This window comes from Stenotrophomonas sp. PA-6-5C (assembly GCF_021605635.1).
Taxonomy (GTDB): Bacteria; Pseudomonadota; Gammaproteobacteria; order Xanthomonadales; family Xanthomonadaceae; genus Stenotrophomonas; species Stenotrophomonas lactitubi.
The window spans coordinates 55520-74061 of record NZ_WKEE01000022.1 but is presented as its reverse complement, the minus strand read 5'-3'; the positions used below and the strand labels follow the sequence as shown (position 1 = coordinate 74061).

Below are 18542 nucleotides of genomic sequence, written 5' to 3'. Positions count from 1 at the left end.
GCTGAAAGCGAAGAGATGACCCGCCCCCTCCGTATCGTCGCCGTTTCCGGCGGGCTGCAGCGCCCTTCAAGGGCCGCGACCCTGGCCGAGCACCTGCTGGACCTGATTGGCGAAGTCGTCCCCTGCGATCAGCACCTGATTGAACTGGGCGAGCTGGCGCCGCAGTTGGCCGGTGCGCTCTGGCGCTCGCAGTTGCCCGAGACCGTGGAGCGGCAGTTGGCCGCTGTCGAGCAGGCCGATGTTCTGGTGGTGGCCACGCCGGTCTACCGCGGCTCTTACACCGGCCTGTTCAAGCACTTCTTCGACTTCATCGACCAGGACGCGCTGGTCGATACGCCGATCCTGCTGGCCGCCACCGGCGGCAGCGAGCGCCACGCGCTGATGATCGACCACCAGCTGCGACCGCTCTTCAGCTTCTTCCAGGCCCGCACCCTGCCCTTGGGCGTGTACGCGACCGACCGCGATTTCGCCGACGGCCGCGTACACGACGAAGCGCTGATCCAGCGGGCGCGCCTGGCGGTACAGCGGGCCACGCCGTTGCTTGCCCTCTCCCATCGCGCAGCACCTGTTCCCCTTGTGGCCGCTGCCGCTCTCTGAACGCCGAATGCCATTGACCTGCACTCGGATGTCACCCCGCAAACCGGAACGCCGCCCATGACAACCAACAACTTCACCTTCAGCATCACCCGTATTCCTTTCAACGAGGATTACCAGCCCGCTGACGGCACGCGCATCACCACCAACTTCGCCAACCTGGCCCGCGGCGCATCCCGCCAGGAGAACCTGCGCAACACGCTCGGCATGATCAACAACCGCTGCAACGACCTGGCGCACTGGGACAACCCCAACGCCGATCGCTACGTGGTGGAGCTGGACATCATCTCGGTGGAGATGCACATCGATGGCAGCGATGGCAGCGATCCGTTCCCGCTGATCGAAGTGCTGCGCCCCACCCTGGTGGATACGCACACCGGAGCGCGCACCGAAGGCATTGTCGGCAACAACTTCTCGTCGTATGTGCGTGACTACGATTTCAGCGTGGTACTGCCCGCCAGCAACGAGGGCAAGGACAGCTTCTCCATTCCCGAAGACTTTGGCGATCTGCACGGCAAGCTGTTCAAGCACTTCCTGCAGTCCGACGCCTACCGCGCGCAGTTCAGCAAGGCACCGGTGATCTGCATCAGCGTGTCCAGCAGCAAGACCTACCACCGCACCGAGAACCACCACCCCATCCTGGGCGTGGAATACCGCCAGGACGAGTTCTCCCCTACCGACCAGTACTTCGACAAGATGGGCCTGCGGGTGCGTTATTTCATGCCCCCAGGCAGCGTCGCGCCGCTGGCGTTCTACTTCCAGGGCGACCTGCTGGGCGACTACTCGAACCTGGAACTGATCGGCACCATCAGTACGATGGAAGCGTTCCAGAAGATCTACCGCCCGGAGATCTACAACGCCAATTCCGTGGCCGGCAAGGTCTACCAGCCCAGCCTGAAGCATCAGGACTACTCCTCCACCCGCATCGTCTACGACCGCGAGGAGCGCAGCCAGCTCGCGGTCAAGCAGGGAAAGTTCACTGAAGAGCACTTCATCAAGCCGCATCGCGCCGTGCTTGAGCAGTGGGCCGCCCGCTGATCCATCGATTTTCCATTCGCCCCCAGGACACAAGACGCAATGTCGACGAAGAAACTGCTCCCCACCTCCACCGCCGGCAGCCTGCCCAAGCCCTCCTGGCTGGCGGAGCCCGAGAAACTCTGGTCGCCCTGGAAGCTGCAGGATGAAGCGCTGATTGAAGGCAAGCAGGATGCCCTGCGCCTGTCCCTGCAGGAACAGCAGCATGCCGGCATCGACATCGTCAGTGACGGCGAGCAGACACGGCAGCATTTCGTCACCACCTTCATCGAACACCTCAGTGGTGTCGATTTCGAGAAGCGTGAAACGGTCCGTATCCGCAACCGCTACGACGCCAGTGTGCCCACCGTGGTGAGCGCTGTCAGCCGCCCGAAGCCGGTGTTTGTGGAAGATGCGAAGTTCCTGCGCAGGCAGACCACGCAGCCGATCAAATGGGCACTGCCGGGCCCGATGACCATGATCGACACCCTGTATGACGCGCACTACAAGAGCCGCGAAAAGCTGGCTTGGGAGTTCGCGAAGATCCTCAACGAGGAAGCGAAGGAACTGGAGGCCGCCGGCGTGGACATCATCCAGTTCGATGAGCCCGCCTTCAATGTGTTCTTCGACGAAGTGAACGATTGGGGTGTAGCCGCTCTGGAGCGCGCGGTCGAAGGGCTCAAGTGCGAAACCGCGGTGCATATCTGCTATGGCTACGGCATCAAGGCCAACACCGACTGGAAGCAGACGCTGGGTTCGGAGTGGCGCCAGTATGAAGAATCGTTCCCGAAGCTGCAGACCTCCAGCATCGACATCATTTCGCTGGAGTGCCACAACTCGCATGTGCCGATTGACCTGATCGAGCTGGTACGCGGCAAGAAGGTGATGGTCGGTGCCATCGACGTGGCGTCCAATACGGTTGAAACGCCGGAAGACGTGGCCAACACCCTGCGCAAAGCACTGCAGTTCGTGGACGCTGACAAGCTCTACCCAAGCACCAACTGCGGCATGGCGCCGCTGGCGCGTGAGGTGGCGCGGGGCAAGCTGCGCGCGCTCAGCGCAGGCGCACAGATCATCCGCGAGGAGCTTCTGGCACAGGTCTGAGCGGGACGGGGCGCATGCTGTCGAACGCGCCCGGCTTCCCCAGGCAAAGGCCGCGCGCCAGCGCGGGAGCCCTCCACTCCCGCACTTGCGCCGCCTCCCCTGCTCCTGCCCCCCACACTCAGCGCTGCTGATCCTTCAGGAACAGCCACGTAATCAACGTGGCATCCGGCCCCTTGGGATCGGTGAACGGCAGCCCGGACTGGCTGCCGCTCCAGGCATGCCCCATGCCCTGCACCACGTAATGCTGGACCAGCGTCCTGCCGCCGTAGGTGTAGGTGTCGACCGTGTAGGCGCGCCCGCCCGGCACCTGGCCGTGGAAGGTGTTGGTCGGCACATACTTCACCGAGTCGTTGTCCAGGCCATCGTCGGCCAAGTCATTGGTCTGCAGGAACTGGCGCACGGCCTGCTGTCCATTCACCGGGTTCACCGTGGCGTCGGCGGTGCCATGGAACACCAGCACCGGGATCGGTCGCGGTGACGGCGAGCCCGAGCACTGCCAGGCCAGTCGCCCGTTGCTGTCCGGTGAGTAGATGCTGCCGGCCAACAGCGCGTAGGCGCTGCCGGAGATCGTGGTCGCACCCTTGTACATGCCACCGGAATGGATCGCGCCCGCAGCGAACACATCCGAATAACAGGCCAGCATGATCGAGGTCATCGCCCCGCCAGCGGAAATGCCGGTGACGTACACGCGATGCGGATCGATGCTGTAGCCCGCTTTCACCTTGTCCACGATGCCGGCCAGGATCGAGGCCTCGCCGCTGTCGCGCGCCTGGTTGATCGGCAGCTGCCAGTTCCAGCAACGTGCCGGATTGGAGGTTACGTTCTGCCGCGGGTAGACCACGATGAAGCCCTCGGTGTCGGCCACCTCGTTGAAGCCGGAGGCCTCGCCCATCAGGTTCGGTCCGGTCACGCAGCCGTGCAGCACCAGCAACAGGGGCAGCGGCTGCGTTTGGTCGTAGCCGGCGGGCACCCATACCTGGTACTCGCGGGCGCCGAACAGATTGCCGTACAGGCCAACATCCCAATGCCCGGGTGGGTCTGCCGCAGATGCGGTACCCGTCGTGGCCAGCCAGGTGCACAACAGCAGCATCAGCGCCTTGATTGAATCGATTCCAGATTTCATGACCAGATCCTCATGCGTGAGTCGTGGATGAAGTGGTACCGGAAATCCTCTTGGACCGACCTTCCAGAGGGTGCTGCGACGCCGCTGTCAAACCCAGCCGGTGGCGTAATAGATGCCGATCACCACGAACACCGCGAGGGTCTTGATGATGGTTACTGCGAAAATGTCCTTGTAGGCCTGGCGATGGGTCAGACCGGTCACCATCAGCAGGGTGATGACCGCACCGTTGTGCGGCAGGCTGTCCATGCCGCCGGAGGCCATCGCGGCAACACGATGCAGCACCTCCATCGGGATGCCGGCGGCCTGCGCGTTGGCGATGAAGGTCTCCGACATGGCCGCCAGGGCGATGCTCATGCCGCCCGATGCAGAGCCGGTGACACCGGCCAGACCGGTGACGGTCACCGCTTCGTGCAGCAGCGGATCCTTGATGGAACCCAGCGCATTGGCCACCACCATGAAACCCGGCAGCGCGGCGATGACCGCGCCGAAGCCATACTCGGAAGCGGTATTCATGGCTGCCAGCACTGCACCACCGATCGCCGCCTTGGTGCCCTCTGCAAACTGGGTGACCACCGGACGCCAGGCCAGCGCCAGCACCGACAGGATGCCAACCAGCAGCGCACCCAGCACGGCCCAGATTGCGGTGATCTTCGCCACGTCCTGTACCACGGGCGCGGCGCTGCCCATGATCGACGGTACGAAGCTGTGCTCGGCGCCGTACCAGTGCGGCATGCCCAGGGTGAACAGCTTGTTGGAGACGAACACCAGCAGCAGCGGCAGCACGGCAATGCCTGCATGTGCCAGGTGGGTGCCGGCGAATGGTGTGGGTTCGTTCACCAGGGTGGCCGGATCGCCGTAGCCCTCGCCACTGCGTAGCGCAACGCGACGGCGCCACTCGAGGTAAACCAAGCCAACCACCAACACGAAAATGCCGCCAAGCGTGCCCAGCACGGGTGCCGCCCAGGTATCGGTGCCGAAGAACGTGGTGGGAATGATGTTCTGGATCTGCGGCGTCCCCGGCAGCGCGTCCATGGTGAAGCTGAAGCCGCCCACCGCCAGCGTGGCCGGAATCAGGCGCTTGGGGATGTTGCTCTGGCGGAACATTTCCGCCGCGAACGGGTAGACCGCAAACACCACCACGAACAAGGACACGCCGCCATAGGTGAGCAGGCCCGACACCAGCACGATCGACAGTATCGCCCGCTGCGCACCGAACAACCGGATCGCGGCACCGACGATGGAGCGGGAGAAGCCGGACAATTCGATCAGCTTGCCGAACACCGCGCCCAGCAGGAACACCGGGAAGTAGAGCTTGAGGAAGCCAACCATCTTGTCCATGAACAAACCGGTGAACATCGGCGCCACCAGCGAGGGGTCGGTCAGCAGCACAGCGCCCAGCGCGGCGATGGGCGCGAACAGGATCACGCTGTAACCGCGGTATGCCACCAGAATGAGGAAGGCCAGCGCTGCAAGTACGATCAGTAACGACATACGGCGCTTCCAGGTGGGGACGCGCCCAGTATCCGGATCTGGCGACCGCTGCCGACTGGACCTAGGTCCACTCGCCGGTGTGCCACGGCGCCGCTAGCCTAGGCAGCATGGGTGGCAATGGGCCATCTGCCTTGGGGGAGGACCGAATGAAACGGAATTGCTTGAGCCTGATGATCAGCACGCTGTTGGCCACCGGGCCGGTTCTGGCGCAGGACGCACCGCAGGGCACGCCGGCGGCGGGCAGGACCGCTTCGGCGACCAACCTGGACAGCATCACGGTGACCGCGCGCAAGCGCGAGGAAACCCTGCAGGAAGTGCCGGTTGCAGTCACTGCCTTTACCTCCGAAGCCCTGGACAAGATGAACGTCCAGGACATCAGCGACCTGGATGGACAGGTGCCCAACCTGACCATCTACGCGGCGCGCGGCGCCAGCAGCACGGTCACGGCCTACATCCGCGGCGTCGGCCAGTCCGACCCCACCTGGGGCGCTGACCCAGGCGTAGGCATCTACCTGGACGACGTCTACATTGCCCGCCCGCAGGGGGCGTTGCTGGACGTGTTCGACGTCTCGCGCATCGAAGTTCTGCGCGGTCCGCAGGGCACGCTGTACGGCAAGAACACCATCGGCGGTGCGATCAAGTACATCTCGCGCGGCCTGCCCACCCAGACAGAAGGCTTTGCCCAGATCACCGTGGGCAACTACAGCCAGCTCGACGCCAAGGCTGCCATCGGCGGCCCGATCGGTGGCGCCGATAGCGGTCTGCGTGCGCGCGTGGCGGTGGCCAGCATGAATCGTGACGGCTTCGGCGAGAACACCTTCACCGACCAACCGGTCAGTGACAAGCAGATCAATGCGGCACGCTTCAACCTGGGAGCGTATGCGGGTGACGATTTCGATGTGCAGTTCGCCCTGGACTGGATCGATGACCAGTCCGGCATGCGCGGTTCGAAGATGCTGGCACCCAACCCGTTCGTGCGCGCCTACCCGCCGATGGATGACCGCTATGACATCCGCTCGGGCATGCGCAACCTCAACAGCGTGGAGACCAAGGGCGCCTCGGCCACGGTGAACTGGCGGCCCAGCGAGGATGTTGCACTGAAGTACGTGGTGGCCAAGCGCGAATCGGACAGCGATGCGAACATCGACTTCGACAGCACGCCGGTCAAGCTGGCCGATGTGGGTGGCACTTACCACGACGATCAGGTCAGCAACGAGGTGCAGCTGAACTACGATGCCGGTGGACGCGTGCGCGGCGTGGTCGGCCTGTACCAGTTCAGTGGCGAAGCCGGCGGCCAGATCCGCAACAACTTCTTCAACCTGCAGTTCGGCGATACCCGCGGCAAGGTGCTGACCGACAGCATCGCGCTGTATGCCGATTGGACCTTCGACCTGACCAGCAAGCTGAAGCTGGACGTCGGCGCCCGCTACACCGACGAGGACAAGCGCGCGATCGTATTGAACCGTTTCTACGCCGACGCGACCTTCAGCAGGCCCATCGCGGTGGCGGCGGATTTCGACAAGAAGACCAACTTCAAGAACATCTCGCCCAAGGTGTCGCTGGACTACCAGATCACCCCGGACATCATGGTCTACGGTCTGGCCACGCGTGGCTTCAAGTCCGGCGGCTACAACATCCGCGCCAACGCCGTGGCGGTACCCCGCTCAGCCGAGCCGTTCGATGACGAGACCGTGGACAGCTTCGAGATCGGCAGCAAGATGGCCTTCCTCGACCAGCGCCTGTTCCTGAACCTGTCGGCGTTCCACAACAAGTACAAGGACATCCAGCTGTCGGTGTTCACCGGCATCGATACCAATGGCGATGGCGTCGACGATGCCTTCTTCGGCGACTTCACCAACGCCGGCGCCGGCACCATCAACGGCCTGGAGATCGAGTACCAGTACCTGCCCAGCCAGCACTGGCTGATCTCCGGCAACCTGGCCTGGCTGGATGCCAAGTATGACGAGTACATGGATCGTGGCGTCAACGTGGCCAAGCAGATGAAGTTCACCAACGCACCGGACTTCTCGGGCGCGTTGAACGTCGAGTATCGCACCGACCTGGCCAATGGCAGCAACCTGTCCGCCCGGGTGAGCTACAGCTACCAGAGCGAAGTGTGGCCGACCACCGACCTGAGCCCGGTGATCCGCCAGGATGGCTATGGGCTGGTCAATGCCGGCGTGGTCTGGAAGCTTGATGACGCCTGGACGTTCTCGCTGCAGGGCACCAACCTGGCCGACAAGGAATACCGCACCACCGGCTACAACATTCCGGCGGTCGGCACGCTGATTGGTTTCTATGGGCCGCCGCGCCAATATAGCCTCAGCGTCCGTTACGATTTCTAGGAAGCTTCTGCATGACACCGTCTTACGATGACCTGTACTGGAAAAGTGACGATGGCCTGCGCCTGCATGCGCGCGACCACGCCCCGGACGGGGGGCAACCGCCCCGTGGCACGGTGGTCTGCATCCCCGGCTTGACCCGTAATGGCGCCGACTTCGATGCTCTTGCGCAATCGCTGACCGCCGTCGGCTTGCGGGTGATTGCCGTTGACCTGCGTGGACGCGCAGGTTCGGAACGTGCGCTGGACCCGTCCAGCTACAACCCGCGCGCGTATGCCGATGACATGGTGGCGCTGCTGCGGTCGCAGAACATCGACAAGGCGGTGTTCGTCGGCACCTCGCTGGGGGTGCTGGTCACCATCACCCTGGCCTCGCGTGCACCCGGGCTGATCGCCGCGGCGGTGCTGAACGATGCCGGCCCCAAGGTGCCGCGCGAAGCCCTGGCGCGGATCGGCAAGTACGCAGGCAAGCCCGTGCCACCGATGGACCTGGCACAGGCCACGAGCTATGTGGAGTCCATCGGCAAGGCTGCGTTCCCGCGCTTCACCACCGACGACTGGCGGGCGATGGCCGTACGCACCTTCCGCCAACGCAGCGATGGCCTGCTGGAACTGGACTACGACCCGGCGGTGATCCGCACAACCCGTCCGTGGGTGCTGTGGCTGCTGCGCCCGGTGCTGTGGCGCGCGGTGCGTGGCCTGACTGCACGCGTGCCGGTGCTGGTCGTTCGTGGGGCGTTGTCGGACATCCTGCCTGCCGATGTCGCGCGGCAGATGGCCGCCACCTCGCCCAACGCCCGCCTCGTTGAAGTGCCGGAGGTGGGCCATGCCCCGATGTTGTCCGAGCCCGAGGCGCGTGAAGCGATCCTGTCATTGCTGGAGCGCGTGCGATGACTGCCGACGTTTCAACGTATGAGTTGCCTGCTGCGCTACAGGCACTGCGGCAATGGGCGGCAAGCGAGCGGCTGAGCGCCAGCACGCGCATCGCGCAGTCGCGCATCGATGCTTTCGCCGACGCCACCGGTGACCACAACTGGATCCACACCGATCCGGCACGCGCCCAGACCGGCCTGCCGGGTGGGCAGACCATCGCGCATGGTTTCCTCCTGCTCTCGCTTACCGTCGAGGACGATGTGGCGGCCCTGGCCGGTTTTCCCGGCATCGCCCACGTACTCAACTACGGGTTGAACAAGGTCCGCTTCCTGGCGCCGGTGCCCAGCGGTTCCGAGGTGCGGGTGCGCTCGCAGCTGCTGTCACTGGAAGCACGCAGGCCCGGGCAGTGGCTGCTGGCCCAGCAGAAGACGGTGGAAGTGATCCCCACCGATGAGGTGGCCGTGGTCGCCGAACAGCTGTCGCTGATCGTGCTCGCCGACTAACGCCGCCCTACCCCCGCAGTGCAGCACCGGCCCGCTGCCCGCCGGGCTCGGTTCTCTCTACACTGGAGCGATGTTGACGCCCTCCATCGTCCTGTTCGCCTGCATCGCGTGGACCGTGCTGCTGTTTGGCGTCGCCCTCTGGGGGGAACGCCAGGGGCACCGGCTGTCAAAGGTCTGGCCGGCCATCTACGCGCTGTCGCTGGGCGTGCACTGCACGGCATGGACCTATTACGGGGCCGCCTCGCAGGGCGTGCAATGGGGCTTCGCCATTCCGCCGACACTGATCGGCATGGCGCTCATTTTTGCCTTCGGCCTGCCCTTCCTGGTGCGGCTGGGGCGACTGGCCAAACAGCACAACAGTGCCACCATCGCCGATCTTGTGGTGGCGCGCCTGCGTGCCGATCAAGGGCTGGGCATCACCATCACCCTGGTCGCACTGTTCGGCATCATTCCCTACATCGCACTGCAGCTCAAAGCAGTCAGCCAGGGTCTTGCCGCCTTGCTTGGCGATCAGTTCGCGCCCGTTGGCTGGCAGCTGGACGTGTCGTTCTGGTTCGCGCTGACGATGGCGGCGTTCACCACGTTGTTCGGCGCACGCAAGGCGTCGGCCACCGAACACAACCGAGGCATCGTGGTCGCGCTGGGCCTGGAATCGCTGTTGAAGCTGACAGCACTGCTGGCGATCGGCCTGTATGCCGCGCTCTCGGTGCACAAGGCCGGCGCGCCGCTGCTTGAGAAGATGGCGCACCTGCCGTCGCCGGCAGTGGTGCCGGATTACCTGACCATGGTGGCGCTCGGTGCGATGGCCGCGTTCACCCTGCCCCATCAGTTCCACGTGGGCGTGGTCGAACTGCGGCAGTCGTCGGACCTGAAGACAGCGCGCTGGCTGTTCCCGGTGTACCTGCTGTTGATCGGCCTGCCGTCTGTGCCGATGGCGCTGGCCGGTGCAGCACAGTTGCCGCCTTCGGTATCGCCCGACCTGTATGTCCTGGCCCTGCCGCAGGAACGCGGCCACCACCTGCTGGCGCTGCTGGCATACCTGGGCAGCCTGAGCGCGGCCACCGGCATGATGATCCTGTCCGGGCTGACGCTGTCGATCATGCTCGGCAACCACGGCGTGGGTTCACGCCTGCTGAGCGGGGTCAATGGCTTCAGCAGTGGCGCCGATCTGCGACCGCGGGTGCTGGCCTTCCGTCGCGCCGGCATCCTCGCCGTGTTCCTGATGTCGTGGCTGTACAGCCGCGCGATGAGCGGCACCGAGGCGCTCAGCGATTTCGGCCTGATGTCGTTCACCGCGCTCTCCCAGCTGGCACCGGCAGTACTGCTGGCGGTGTACCGTCCGCGTACGCCCTCCCCGGCCATCATCGCCGGCATCGTGCTGGGTTCACTGGTCTGGCTGTGGCTGGTGCTGCTGCCGATGGTGATCCCCGCCCCGCCACCGTCGGCCAGCCCCGACGGGCTGCACTGGCTGGCGATGTTCTCGCTGCGCATGCAGCCTGGCCATATCGCCATCAGCATGGGGGCGAGCCTGGCGGTCAACCTGGCGACCGTTGTGCTGGTGTCGCGTGCGGTGCGTCCCTCGCTGCCACGGCAGCGCGACGCGGTCGCCGCCGCGTCGCTGCGCAAGACCGCCGGTCGCTTCCTCGGCCAGGAACGGGCGCGGCAACTGATGGACGGACACGCCGGGCAGATGCTGGATGACGAGCGGGTCACCGCCATCGAGCGCGAGCTGACCGCCGTGGTCGGTGCGGGCATGGCACGCCTGCTGGTGGAGGCCGCCCGCGATGGTGGCGCTGCACCGCTGGACGCCGTTACCCGCGCGGTCGGCGAAGCCACCCAGGTGCTGCGCTTCAACCAGCGCCTGCTGGAAGCCGCCTTGGAAAACATGAGCCAGGGCATCAGCGTGGTCGATGCGCAACTGCAGCTGGTGGCCTGGAACAGCCGTTATGCCGCACTGTTCAAGTTCCCGCCGGAGCTGCTGCAGGTGGGACAGCCGGTGTCGAACCTGACGGCGTGGGCGTTGGGACAGCTGAAGATCGGCGACGCCCCCGGCGACTCGCGCGACAAGGCGCTGCAACGGCGGGTGGTGCACATGCGGCGCGGTACCCCGCATCTGTCCGAGCGGATCTTCCCGGACAACACCATCGTTGAAATCCGCGGCAACCCGATGCCGGGTGGCGGCTACGTGGCCACCTTCACCGATGTCACCGCTTTCCGTCGGGCCGAGGACGCGCTGAAGCGCAGCAACGAAACCCTGGAGCGCCGGGTGCAGGACCGTACTGCCCGGCTCGAGCAGGCCGTGCATGAAGCCGAACGAGCCAACGTGGCCAAGACACGCTTCCTGACCGCTGTCGGCCACGACCTGATCCAGCCCCTGCATGCGGCGCAGCTGCTGACCGATGCCATGTCGCAGCACATCGAATCGGAGTTCCTGGACAGCTTCCTGCGCCAGATCCGTGGCGCGCTGGACTCCACCGACGATCTACTGTCGGGCCTGCTCGATATTTCGCGGCTGGAAGCCGGCGGACTGGTCGCCGATCCGCGTCCGTTCGCGCTGTCGACCGTGCTGGATCCACTTGCACAGGAGTTCGCCGTTCTGGCGGCGGCGCGCGGCCTGCAGTTCCGCCATGTGCGGACCCGCGCGTGGGTGCACAGCGACCCGTTGCTGCTGCGTCGGGTGCTGCAGAACTTCCTGGCCAATGCCATCCGCTACACCCGCCGTGGCGGCGTGCTGCTGGGCGTGCGCCGGCATGGCCAAAACCTGTCGATCGGAGTGCATGACAGCGGACCCGGTATCGCGCCGGAGCAGCAGGCGGTAGTGTTCGAGGAATTCCATCGTGGTGATCGCAGCAACGGCCAGGGCCTTGGTCTGGGCCTGACCATCGCGAGCCGCATAGCCGACCTGCTGCACGCGCCGCTGCAACTGCAGAGCGCGCTCGATCGCGGCTCGACCTTCTCCATCACCGTGGTGCGGGCAGCGCCGCCTGCGGCCCCGCGCACTGAACCCGCCGCTGGCAACAGCAGCATCAAGGGTATCCGCGTGCTGGTGGTCGACAACGATCCGCAGGCCCTGGAGGCAATGCGACAGATGCTGCTTTCGTGGGGCTGCGATGTCATCGCGGCGCGCGATGTCAATGCGCTGGGTGCTTCAGCGCAGGAAGCGGCACTGTGGTTGTTCGACTACCACCTTGATGATGGCGATACCGGCGTCGCACTGTGGAAGCGCCTTGTCGCCGTCCACGGTACACGGCCGACGGTGATCCTCAGCGCCGACACCGGCAGCGACACCCGCGAGGCAGTGCGCAACGTGGGCCTGTCGCTGCTCAACAAGCCGTTCAAGCCGCTGGCACTGCGCTGGGCGATCAACCATCTGCTGGCAACGGCCGCGACGGCAACACCCTGACCAAGGGTCAGGCGTCCTGCGTCTCTTCGATCTGCCGCGAGGGATCGCTCAGCCCCATCTCGTGCAGCACACGGATGGCCTGCGCACGATTACGCACGCCCAGCCGGCCCATGATGCGGGTCATGTGCGCCTTGACCGTGCGCAGCTGCACGCCCAGCCGGTCGGCGATCTGCTTGTTGAGCAGCCCTTCGGCCACCAGGCTCAGCACCTTGTACTGATGCGCGGACAGGCTGGACAAGCGCGCGGCAAGATCGGCGTCCTTGTTGAAGGGCGCTACCCGTGCCACCGGCTCGCGCAGCAGCGCCGGAATCCAGCGCTCACCTTCCAACACGGTCTGCAGCGCGGACTGCAGGTCGGTCAGCCCCGAACTCTTGGGCAGATAGCCGGCTGCGCCCAGATCGATGGCGCGGCGGATCACGTGCGGCTCTTCATTGGCCGAGACGATGATGATCGCCAGCCCCGGTTGCAGTGCACGGATGGTCGCCAGCCCGGCAAGACCATGGTTGCCCGGCATATGCAGGTCCAGCAGCATCAGGTCGATCTGCTGGCTCTCGATCGCTTCCAGCACGCTGTGCAGCGAATCGGCCTCGCTGATCTGCAGGTCAGCCACCGCCTCCTCGGCCGCACGATGCAGCGCCGCGCGGAACAAGGGGTGGTCGTCGGCGATGAGGAGGGTCGGCATGTCCAGCGGAGGTTAGCAAATCGCCTGCGGTTGGGCACGGGTACCAAGGTACGCTGGCGTGCGCCGCCCGGATTGCTAGGGTGGAGCAATGAACATCCATCGCCCCGTTATGCTGCTGTGCGCCACGCTGCCGCTGCTTGTGGGCAGCATTTCCGCCGCCCAGGCTGCCGCGCCCCGCCCCATCACTGCTGTTCCGGTGTTCGAGCAGTGGCGGGAAACCGTGCATCGCGGCAACGATGAACTGCTGACCGCGGGACTGGGCATCGACGCCCTGCGCTCGGCAGCCGCGCCAGCCTTCAGCAAGCCGGCCCGGCCCACCGCCGACGAGGCCCGACGCCGTGCGATCTGGAGCAGTTGGCGTGGTATTGCCGACCTGACTCCCGGCGGTGGTTTCGGCGATGTCTACGGTAGCCTGCAGGCAGTGCCCGGCCGCGAATTCTCGGCCTATGCGCGCATCGATGGCGCACGCCAACCCCACCGCGTGCTGGTGCAGGTACCCGACAACTTCGACGCCTCGCGACGCTGCCTGGTCGTCGCTGCGTCATCCGGCTCGCGTGGCATCTATGGCGCGATTGCGGTCGCCGGCAGTTGGGGCCTGGCCCACGGCTGCGCCGTCGCCTATACCGACAAGGGCGCCGGCAGTGACTACTACGATCTGGACGCCAAGACGGGCTTCCAGGACGACGGCACGCCCGCCAGCCAAAGCGCGCTGGCCTTTGTTCCTGCGGGTACGGCAGCCACGCAGGGAATCACCTTCAAACATGCCCATTCGGGTGACAACCCGGAAGCAGACTGGGGCCGGCATCTGCTGCAGGCGCTGCAGTTCGGCCTGCAGGTACTGGACCGCGCCTACCCCGAATCCGCTCCATTCACGGCGGCCAACACGCGCACGCTGGGCGCGGGTGTATCCAATGGCGGTGGCGCCGTGCTGCGCGCGGCGGAGATCGACGGCGACTGGTTCGATGCGATGGTGGCCGGCGAACCCAATGTCTCGGTGGCAGGCGCACCGCCGCTGTACGACTTCGTTACCCAGGCCGCGTTGTTGATGCCCTGTGCCCTGCTGGCAGAGGACGATCTGCCGCAACCGCCGATGTCGGCGCAGGCCGTGCCGGTGTGGACCCAGCGATGTGCCATGCTGAAATCCGCCGGGTTGGTGCAGGGTGATGACGCTACGGCACAGGCACGGTCGGCACGGCAGCTGCTGCTCGACGCTGGCTTGAGTGCCGACGCACTTCGTGCCGGCGCGTTCTCGACCGGGTTCGATCTGTGGCGCGCCATCGCGGTCACTTATTCGTCAGCCTATGGACGCTACGGCGCCGGCGAACATCCCTGCGCGTACAGCTTCTCCGCCGCTGGGGCGGATGGCAGGCCCGGCGCGGCCGCCGCCGAGGCCCGGGCAACCTGGTGGAGTGAGGGCAGCGGCATTCCGCCGGGCAACGGCGTGGTGCTGGTGGATGGCAATGCCGCCGGGGTGGAAGCTGATCCACTGCGCGGCCTGAATTGCCTGCGCGCGCTCGGCAAGGGCGACAGCACCGATGCGCAGCGGGTGCGCGCCGGCATTGCTGCGGCCACCGCCAAGGCGCCGCGTCGCGGTGTGCCGATCGTGGTGATCCATGGCCTGGACGATGGGCTGGTGCCGATCAGCATGACCAGTGATCGGTATGTGCCACTTGCGCGCAAGGCAGGTGCGCAGATCGCCTATTGGCGGGTAAACAACGCACAGCACTTCGACTCGCTGCTGGCCTTCCCGGACTACCGCAAGCGCTACGTACCACTGCTGCCCTACCTGTTCGCGGCGCTGGACCAGGTATGGGATCACCTTGAGGATCGGGCGCGCGCACTGCCACAGGATGCATTGATCCAGCCAACGCCACGCGCGGAAGCACCCTTGCTGCGCGAGCAGCTGTCCATTCCCGCGGTCCCGGCCATCTCCAGCCGCTGACACGCCGTCCACCAGGAAGCCCCCATGTCGTCCGCAACCGCTACAGACGCGCCCGCCGCCGAGGCCAATGCCTATCCCCTGCTGATCAAGCAGTTGCTGCTCACGCCGCTGGCGGTGCGACCACAGCAGGAGATCGTCTACGGCGACAAGGTCCGCTTCGACTACCGCACCCTGCAGGCGCGCATCGGACAGTTGGCCGGGCTGCTGACCTCGTTGGGGGTAAAGCGCGGCGATACCGTGGCAGTGATGGATTGGGACAGCAACCGCTATCTGGAAAGCTATTTCGCCGTGCCGATGATCGGAGCGGTGCTGATGATGGTGAACGTCCGCCTGGCGCCTGAGCAGATTGCCTATACGCTCAATCACAGCTGCGCGCGGGTACTCCTGGCCAACCGCGAATTCCTGCCGGTGCTGGAAGCCATCGACGAACAGTTGCCGGATCTGCGCACGCGCATTCTGCTGGCCGATGAGGTTGGCCCGCTGCCAGCGGGCTTCGTGACCGAGTATGAAGCCGGACTGCGCGAGGCCACGCCCATCATCAGCTTCCCGGACTTCGACGAGAACACCCGCGCCACGACGTTCTATACGACCGGCACCACGGGCCTGCCCAAAGGGGTGTATTTCAGCCATCGGCAACTGGTGCTGCACTCGCTTGCGGCGATGGCCGCACTCGGCAGCGCGTCCAGCCAGGGGCGCCTGCACCGCGACGACGTCTACATGCCGATCACCCCGATGTTCCATGTCCACGCCTGGGGCATGCCTTACGTGGCTACGCTGCTGGGCATCAAGCAGGTCTACCCTGGGCGTTATCTGCCGGGCAAGCTACTGGCGCTGATCGCCCGCGAGAAAGTGACGTTCTCGCACTGCGTGCCGACCATCCTGCATATGCTGCTGGGCCATGCCACCGCGGCCGATACCGATCTGCGCAGCTGGAAAGTGATCATCGGCGGTGCGGCACTGCCGCGGGCACTGGCGCAGCAGGCACTGGCCCGTGGCATCGATATCTTCGGCGGCTACGGCATGTCCGAAACCTGCCCCCTGCTCACCGTCGCGCAGATCGATGCCCACGCCCTGGACGACCCGGATGAGGAGCTGTCGCTGCGTACCAAGGCCGGCATCCCGGTGCCATTGGTGGATCTGCGCATCGTGGACGAAGACATGAACGACGTTGCCCACGATGGCGTCGCTACCGGCGAAGTGGTGGCACGCACGCCCTGGCTCACCCAGGGTTATCTGCACAACCCGGACGCTTCAACGGCGTTGTGGGCGGGCGGTTACCTGCATACCGGGGACATCGGCAACATCGATGGCGGCGGCTACCTGCGCGTGGCCGACCGCATCAAGGATGTGATCAAGACCGGCGGCGAATGGATCTCCTCGCTCGCCCTGGAGGACATCATCGCCCTGCATCCTGCGGTCAACGAGGTCGCCGTGATCGGCATCAGCGATACGAAATGGGGTGAGCGACCGCTGCCGCTGGTGGTCCGGCAGCCCGGCAGCGATGTGACCGAAGCAGAGATCATCGAACTGGTCGCCGCACGCAGCCGCTCAGGCGACATCTCCCGCTACGCGATCCCCGACCGCGTCAGCTTCGTTGATTCGCTGGAACGCACCAGCGTGGGCAAGATCAACAAGAAAAAGCTGCGTGGGCTGCATGACATGACGCCGGTTGATGAGCGCCGCTGACGCGGAAGCTCTTCTGCAAGCAGAACACGCAAGCGTTGCGGGCGGATGCAAGGCGAGCTGCTGGCCTCACGTCCGCACTGATTCCGCGCCACGCACCGCGCCCGCGGTAGCGGGCGCGGCATGGATTCAATGCAACGGCACCTTCAGCACCGATGGCGCGGACGTCGGGGAACTGAAGGTCACCGCCCCGCCCAACTGGCTGATGCCTGCATAACGCAGGTCCACCGTATCGACCACCAGCGTCAGGCGGCTGCCCGCTGGAATGTTCCAGCTGCTCGCTTCCAACCGAAGATCGAGGGTGGCCGCCTGGCCCGGCGCAACGCCGCGCAGAGTGTACGGCTTGTGGCTGATCAGCTGGCCATTGCCCAGCACATCTTCCGCGTACAGGTAGGCATACAGCGTGGTGTTGGCACGGCTGGGAGTGACGGTCACGCGCACTTCCGGCGCACCGTCCAGACGGCGTGCGTTCCAGTAGATCGGCCCCTGCCAGACGCCTGCAGCGTTGCGCCCGATGAAAGGCACGTATGCACCCGGCGGAAGATTGATCATCTGCAGCGAGCCCGACACCATCGCCACGCCGGAATTGGCGGCGGTAGGCAGGCCACTGCCGATGCGGTAGTTCCAGCCATTGCTGCCCCCGTTTTCAGCCAGGCCTCCGGTGGGCAGAAGCAGGCCGCCGGGTGCGGTCAACGCGTAGCTGACCGCGCCACTGTTGGTGGCCTGCCAGTTCGGGTAGCTGCTCCAGCTTCCCTTCTGTGACTTCAGCTGCACCGCCGGTTCGCGGTCGATGCCATTGGTCACGCCCTTGAGGTAATGGTCGAACCAATCGCCCACCGAGTCATAGACCTCGTTGGGAATGCCCAGTGCGCCCAGGGCCTCGTTGAGGGCGTGGTCGCCGTGGCGCAGCTGCAGCTGCTTGGGGCCTTTCAGCTGGTTGAAGAAATCCACCAGCTGACCCGGCGGGAACAGGCTGTCGTTGAAGGCATTGGCCAGGAATACGGCCGGCTGGTTGGCGTTGATCTCGTTGATGCTCGCAGCGGGGCTGCGGATCGCGGCCACCGGCAGCAGTGATTCCACGGCGCCCTGATAGTTGCCGACCACCACGTTGCGGTTGATCGTGGCCAGTTCGGACCCGGGGCGGCCGGTGACCATGCCGGCGGCCACCAGCAGTGCGATTCCCTGTGCACTGGGGGTGTCGTTGGCGTACAGCGACGCCTGCAGGTCGGCCCATCCGCTGAGGGCGGCCACTGCCTTGATGCGGGGATCGCGTGCCGCCGCCAGCAGGCTGGTGCCGGCGCCGTAGGAGATGCCCGAGACGCCGATCCGCGCCGGGTCGGCCTGGGTGTTGTCCAGCGCCCAGTCGATCAATGCGCTGACATCCTCGACCGTGGCTGGCCCGGCGATGTCGATGGCCCCGCCGGACTCCCAGAAGCCGCGCGAGCTGTAGCTGATGACCACGTAGCCGCGCTTGGCCAGCGACTGTGCGACCCCTACGTACTCCACACTGGGCACCGCCCAGCTGCTGGGCATCACCAACAGCGGGTACTTGCCGCTACCCGCGTCCTGGGGTTCGATGACAAAGACCCCGAGGGGTGTGCCGTCCCAGCTGGGAACGGTGCGGTGGGTGGTCTTGACCGTGGCGGCCCATGCGGTGGGCGCCAGTCCGGTCAGCAGGATCAACAGCAGCAATACCTTGCGCATCGTCGTCTCTCCCCGTCGTTGGTGGTGCAACGGGTTGGACCGTACCAGTGCGAATGGTGGCTGACACCTTGCGCCGCAACATGGG

General features: G+C 65.6%; 13 protein-coding genes. 9 read left to right on the top strand and 4 right to left on the bottom strand.

Annotation, left to right across the window (positions count from 1 at the left end; all coding sequences use genetic code 11):
* Positions 1–15: 15 nt before the first annotated feature.
* The 3 genes from msuE to GIW57_RS11615 are packed head-to-tail and all read left to right on the top strand — an operon-like array spanning position 16 to position 2712.
* Positions 16–597, top strand: a complete 582-nt coding sequence (msuE, locus tag GIW57_RS11625) for an FMN reductase (RefSeq protein WP_100465450.1) — start codon at positions 16–18, stop codon at positions 595–597.
* A 57-nt stretch (positions 598–654) separates the two neighbouring features.
* The gene (locus GIW57_RS11620; RefSeq protein WP_100465451.1) at positions 655–1632 is read left to right on the top strand and encodes a DUF1852 domain-containing protein; all 978 of its coding nucleotides are present in this window, start codon (positions 655–657) and stop codon (positions 1630–1632) included.
* Positions 1633–1671: 39 nt separating this feature from the next.
* A complete protein-coding gene (locus GIW57_RS11615) occupies positions 1672–2712 on the top strand; it encodes a methionine synthase (protein ID WP_236510915.1) in 1041 nt (346 codons plus the stop codon).
* A gap of 118 nt (positions 2713–2830) precedes the next feature.
* Here GIW57_RS11615 and GIW57_RS11610 read toward each other — a convergent pair whose 3' ends face one another.
* Positions 2831–3835, bottom strand: coding sequence for a PHB depolymerase family esterase (locus GIW57_RS11610; protein WP_236510912.1), 1005 nt, complete (start codon positions 3833–3835; stop codon positions 2831–2833).
* Positions 3836–3922: 87 nt separating this feature from the next.
* The gene (locus tag GIW57_RS11605; RefSeq protein WP_100465454.1) at positions 3923–5326 is read right to left on the bottom strand and encodes a GntP family permease; all 1404 of its coding nucleotides are present in this window, start codon (positions 5324–5326) and stop codon (positions 3923–3925) included.
* Between the two features lie 170 nt (positions 5327–5496).
* On the opposite strand from GIW57_RS11605, the gene GIW57_RS11600 reads away from it, so the two are divergent.
* From GIW57_RS11600 to GIW57_RS11585, 4 genes are all read left to right on the top strand, one after another.
* On the top strand, positions 5497–7671 hold the full coding sequence (locus GIW57_RS11600; RefSeq protein ID WP_100465762.1) for a TonB-dependent receptor: 2175 nt from the start codon (positions 5497–5499) through the stop codon (positions 7669–7671).
* 11 nt (positions 7672–7682) lie between these two features.
* A complete protein-coding gene (locus tag GIW57_RS11595) occupies positions 7683–8561 on the top strand; it encodes an alpha/beta hydrolase (RefSeq protein WP_236510909.1) in 879 nt (292 codons plus the stop codon).
* Complete coding sequence (locus tag GIW57_RS11590; RefSeq protein ID WP_236510906.1) at positions 8558–9043, top strand: MaoC family dehydratase; 486 nt, start codon at positions 8558–8560, stop codon at positions 9041–9043. The genes GIW57_RS11595 and GIW57_RS11590 overlap by 4 nt, the downstream gene beginning before the upstream one ends.
* Positions 9044–9113: 70 nt before the next feature.
* Complete coding sequence (locus GIW57_RS11585; RefSeq protein WP_236510902.1) at positions 9114–12446, top strand: PAS-domain containing protein; 3333 nt, start codon at positions 9114–9116, stop codon at positions 12444–12446.
* A gap of 7 nt (positions 12447–12453) precedes the next feature.
* Here GIW57_RS11585 and GIW57_RS11580 read toward each other — a convergent pair whose 3' ends face one another.
* The gene (locus tag GIW57_RS11580) at positions 12454–13128 is read right to left on the bottom strand and encodes a response regulator transcription factor (protein WP_099818522.1); all 675 of its coding nucleotides are present in this window, start codon (positions 13126–13128) and stop codon (positions 12454–12456) included.
* 88 nt (positions 13129–13216) lie between these two features.
* On the opposite strand from GIW57_RS11580, the gene GIW57_RS11575 reads away from it, so the two are divergent.
* Positions 13217–15070 (top strand): D-(-)-3-hydroxybutyrate oligomer hydrolase, encoded by a 1854-nt coding sequence (locus tag GIW57_RS11575; RefSeq protein WP_236510900.1) that lies wholly within the window; start codon positions 13217–13219, stop codon positions 15068–15070.
* Positions 15071–15094: 24 nt separating this feature from the next.
* A complete protein-coding gene (locus tag GIW57_RS11570; RefSeq protein ID WP_236510898.1) occupies positions 15095–16756 on the top strand; it encodes a fatty acid--CoA ligase in 1662 nt (553 codons plus the stop codon).
* A 126-nt stretch (positions 16757–16882) separates the two neighbouring features.
* Here GIW57_RS11570 and GIW57_RS11565 read toward each other — a convergent pair whose 3' ends face one another.
* A complete protein-coding gene (locus tag GIW57_RS11565; RefSeq protein WP_236510895.1) occupies positions 16883–18457 on the bottom strand; it encodes a CocE/NonD family hydrolase in 1575 nt (524 codons plus the stop codon).
* Between the last annotated feature and the right edge of the window lie 85 nt (positions 18458–18542).